Genomic DNA, 4,314 nt, shown 5'->3' on the forward strand with positions numbered 1-4,314 from the left:
TGACGCAGCATTTCAACATAGGCGTTATCGGCAAGCTGGAAGTAATCCTGCCGGTCGCCGCGCCGGTTCAACCGCCGAATCAGCCCGCGATCTTCCAGCAGCCGGACGCTGGTGCTGATCGTGGCGCGACTCACTTCGAGCTGGCGCGCCAGCTCGCCGAACGCCAGCGCTTCGCCGTCGAAAACGAGCATCGCGAATATCTGGCCCGACATGCGCGGCATACCGTCGGCCTGAGCAATTACGCCCATGCGTTCGATGAATGCTTCGCGGACCGCGGCGGTGCCCTGTTCGCCATCCATGACGCCTATCCCCCATCGTGACTTTGGTGGCGTCTACATATGGAACGGGATGCATGCGTCAAGTTTGTTCAGTTATTTCTGAACAAACTATTCCTCTAAAATCCGCATGACGTCACGTCGGATCAAGGCCGAATTTATTTACCTTGGAACCTAACCCTGCCCGAAACAGTCTGTTTCGTAGAAACTTCCTCAAATGTGACCGAAAAATGTTATGTATGGGGCAGAAATAGCAAGGCTCTCCGCCTGCAGCGGCCACACGGAAATGCGATCCCTGATCCATCGTGCCTCCGTGGCCTGCCGGCAAGCGGCGGCTACATGCAAAGCTCGACAAGGTTATGGTGGTCTCCTTTCGCGCTTTCATGAAGTCCGCAAAAGCCGCGCCTCGGGTGCCGGAAACCGCCGGCGACCGTGATTCAAAGCTGCAAACCCTGGGGGGTTGCGATGAAGAACTTCGATGCGGGCAAGCCGGTCTTCGGCCTGTCCAACATGACCACTGTGCGGACGCAGCCTGAGCAGGGCTACGTCTATGCGGATGTTGTCGCGGCATCGCCTGCGGGGCGCGACCGTGTCTGGCAACGGGCTGTTGCGCAGAAGGCTTTGGGCTGGGGGCCGTATCGGCTCTTTGGCAAGCGGCTGTTCGACATTATCTTTGTCCTGCTGACCCTGCCGTTTTCGCTGCCGATCATCGGTATCTGCGCTCTCGCGCTCTGGTTTGAAGGGGGCGCACCCTTCTACACTCAGCTCCGCGTGGGCCGCCGCGGCCGCCCCTTTCGCATCTTGAAACTCCGCACCATGCGCCGGGATGCCGATGCGGTACTGGAATCATACCTCTCCAGCGATCCTGCCTTGCGGCACGAATGGAACGAGTTGCAGAAACTGCGGAATGACCCACGCATCACGCGAGTCGGAAATATTCTGCGCATCACCTCCATGGACGAACTGCCGCAACTGCTGAACGTCCTGCGCGGCGATATGAGTGTTGTCGGCCCCCGCCCCATGATGCTGAACCAGCGCGAAATGTATGGTGATCTGCGCGATTATCAGGCGCTGCGGCCTGGCATCACCGGCCTGTGGCAAATTTCAGCGCGCAACAGCAACCGTTTTACCTATCGTGCCGAAGTGGACCGGACGTATAACCGCAATCTGACGGTCTGGCAGGATCTGCGTATTCTGTTCAAGACGATCGATGTGGTGATGCGCCGCACAGGGCATTGATCCGCGGGTTTTCGTGGCGTCACGCGGACGCCGCATGCAGGATGGAACAATGGGTGAGGACGGAAAGGAAGACGACATGAAGGATACCTTTGGTCCTGCTGGCGAAGCCGAATACTTCGCACCTGCTGAAACATCGCAGCATGGGGGGCGCCCTTCCGGGATGCGCCACAGTATCCGGCCGCGCCGTGCGCTCGCCCGCATCGCGGACGCCGATACCCCACGCGAAGATACACCCGCACCCTCAGATCTGGTCAAAGGGTCGCGCCGAAGCCTGCCCGATACGGACGCCCCCCGTTGGCAGGAACTGCCGGAGGACGACTTCGGCCTGCGCAAGCAATACGAAGGCCACGCGCCACTGGTGGACTTCCACAGAGACGGCCCCCTGCGCCGCGCCTTCGACCTGCTGCGCACCCGCCTGCGCCACACCGCACAGGAAAACCGCTGGACGAATATCGCCATCGCCTCCCCCACGAGCGGCTGCGGCAACACGTTTACGGCCGTGAACCTTGCACTCAGCCTGGCGCGGGTTCCCTCTTCGCGCACCATGCTGATGGACTTCAACCTGCGTAATTCGGGTGTGGCCGACATGCTGGGCATGACGCCCCGTGGCCCTATGCGTGACTATTTGCGCGGCAAGACCCCCATGCGGGACCATATCGTGCGTGTGGGCGATACGCTGGCACTCGGCCTCAACGAAGGGGCCGAAACCGACGCCGCCGAAACCCTGCAGGATCCGGACACCGACCTGACCCTCAGCCGGATGCGTGCGGCCCTCCGACCGGAGCTTGTGCTCTACGACATGCCTCCGATGCTGGAGCATGACGATGTCTCTGCTTTCCTGCCACAGCTTGACGGTGTGCTGCTCGTCTCCGACGGGACGCAGACCATGGCGCGGCAATTGGTGGAATGCGAGCGCATGCTCGACGGACAGGTGCCGCTGCTGGGGGTGATCCTGAACCGCGCCCGCGCCTCCAGCATCGCGAAGTACTGACCGGAACGCCCTGTTTCCAGACGCGAATCCGCCCTATAAAGGACGCATTCATCATGTTTGATGAGCTCCAAAGAAGGATATAATATCCTTCTTTGCAGGTAGACCGAGTGGTTCATTATGGGTCCGATCTATACGCTGGAAGATTTCGTAGACATGCTGCGCCGCAGGGCAGGGATGATCCTCCGCCTATTTCTGCTGGGCTGCCTTGTTTCGCTTGTCTGGGCCGCAAGGCAACCCCATGTCTACAGCTCTTCTGAGGTCATTCAGATCGAACAGCCTGTGGTCGCCTCCGAACTGGCACGCTCCACGGTTGAAGGGTCCTCTGGCCAACGTTTGCAACTTATCGAACAGCAGTTAATGGCCCGAGGCACCATTTTGGCGGTGATCGAGAAATTCGACCTCTATGCCGATCTGCCCGGCCTGCGCCTGTCGGAGAAGATTGACCGCCTGCGCGCCTCCGTCACCCTCGAAGGCGTAGCTGCGGTCCCGGAGGGCGACAACGATAACGGGGCGCTCGCGGTCCTGACAATCACCGCCCTGCAGAAAGACCCGGAGCTGGCGCGCGCCGTTGCCCATGAATTTGCGGACCGGATCCGCGCACTTGCCGCGGAGCAACGCCGCGAAAAGTCACGCGAAACGCTCGAATTCTTCATCAGGCAGGAGGAAAGCCTTCAGGATGCCTTGAGTGAGCTCGAAAACGAACTCGAGGCTTTCCGAAGCGAGAACGACCTGTCGATGGAAGGCAGCGTCGTCTTTCATCGGGGTCAGATTGCCAGCCTGAACGAAGCCATTCTCGCGCTGGAGCGCGATATCATCGCCACTCGTCTACAACGCGAACGAATCGATCCCAACGCCCGGCCCGCCACCGTGGAACGCTTAGAAGCTGACATCGCTACCCAAGTCGACAGCCTGACCACCCAGCGGGACCTGCTGTTCGAACGGCGTGAGACGATCGCGCGGAGCCTCGAAACCTCCCCCGAAGTCCAGCGTGAACTGGCCGATCTAGAACGCGGAATTGAGAACCTGCAAACGCAATTGCGCACGGTCGCCACCCGCCGCAACGAAGCGGAGGTGGGGTTTGAACTGGAACGCAATGACCGCGGCGAACGGCTGGTGACGCTGGAGGAGGCGCAAACACCCGATTATGCCGACACACTCAGCCGCAAGATGCTTGCGCTCCTCGGTGCTGGAGGTAGCCTCTTTTTCGCGCTCGCAGTGGCGATGATACTCGAACTGCGCCACCCGGTACTGCGGACCGCGCGCCAGATGGAACGTGAAACCGGGCTTGTACCGGTGGTCTCCCTGCCGGAGATCAAACTGCCCAAGGAACCGCGGGGTCTGCGCCGCCTCTGGCTGGGACGGCGCGCGGCAGGTCGCGCCGGTCGGCTGGCCCGTACCGGTCAGAAGGCCTGAGCGGTCGCCGTCATACTCCCCAGCACCGCCAACAGGTCCCACTGAAGCCAGAGCGTGGTGAGCCCGAGTGCAAGTGCTAGCCCGGCAAAGACTGCATCGTGTTGGCCATCCCAGACCCGATGCTTCCGCGCCAGCCAAATCAGCACCAGATGCGAGGCTACCAGCGCAAGCCCCATGCCGAACAAAGCCCCGACCAGCCCACCCGTCATAACTCCGGTAAGCAAGCCGGTGGTCTGCAGTACCGCGCGGCTGCCGGAAAAGACGAAGAACCCCCGCGAATCCCCGGCGGCAAGTGCGGCCTGATCATAGGTCATTCCCAAAGCCTGCGGCATCAGGACGACGCCCAGCAGCACCACGATCGCCCCGCTTTGCGCATAGCGCGGATCATAAAGCAGA

The 4,314-nt window shown here is 61.2% G+C and carries 4 protein-coding genes and 1 pseudogene; 3 read left to right on the forward strand and 2 right to left on the reverse strand.

What is annotated here, in order from left to right:
• On the reverse strand, positions 1-299 hold a 299-nt coding region (locus A3764_RS14700), incomplete at its 3' end, for a GbsR/MarR family transcriptional regulator (RefSeq protein ID WP_150122197.1).
• Positions 300-740: 441 nt separating this feature from the next.
• Here A3764_RS14700 and A3764_RS14705 point away from each other — a divergent pair.
• The 3 genes from A3764_RS14705 (at position 741) to A3764_RS14715 (ending at position 3,918) form a co-directional block, all read left to right on the forward strand.
• Entirely contained in the window at positions 741-1,514 is a 774-nt protein-coding gene (locus A3764_RS14705; protein WP_150120933.1) for a sugar transferase, read from the forward strand.
• 49 nt (positions 1,515-1,563) lie between these two features.
• Positions 1,564-2,505 (forward strand): CpsD/CapB family tyrosine-protein kinase, encoded by a 942-nt coding sequence (locus A3764_RS14710; protein WP_067928401.1) that lies wholly within the window; start codon positions 1,564-1,566, stop codon positions 2,503-2,505.
• A 117-nt stretch (positions 2,506-2,622) separates the two neighbouring features.
• Entirely contained in the window at positions 2,623-3,918 is a 1,296-nt protein-coding gene (locus tag A3764_RS14715; protein ID WP_067928397.1) for a GumC family protein, read from the forward strand.
• Here the strand turns inward: A3764_RS14715 and A3764_RS25215 are convergent.
• Positions 3,906-4,314: pseudogene (locus A3764_RS25215) on the reverse strand (oligosaccharide flippase family protein); the annotation flags it as partial. The gene A3764_RS14715 and the pseudogene A3764_RS25215 sit on opposite strands and share 13 nt — an antisense overlap.

The organism is Sulfitobacter sp. HI0129, from assembly GCF_001635395.1.
Taxonomy (GTDB): domain Bacteria; phylum Pseudomonadota; class Alphaproteobacteria; order Rhodobacterales; family Rhodobacteraceae; genus Sulfitobacter.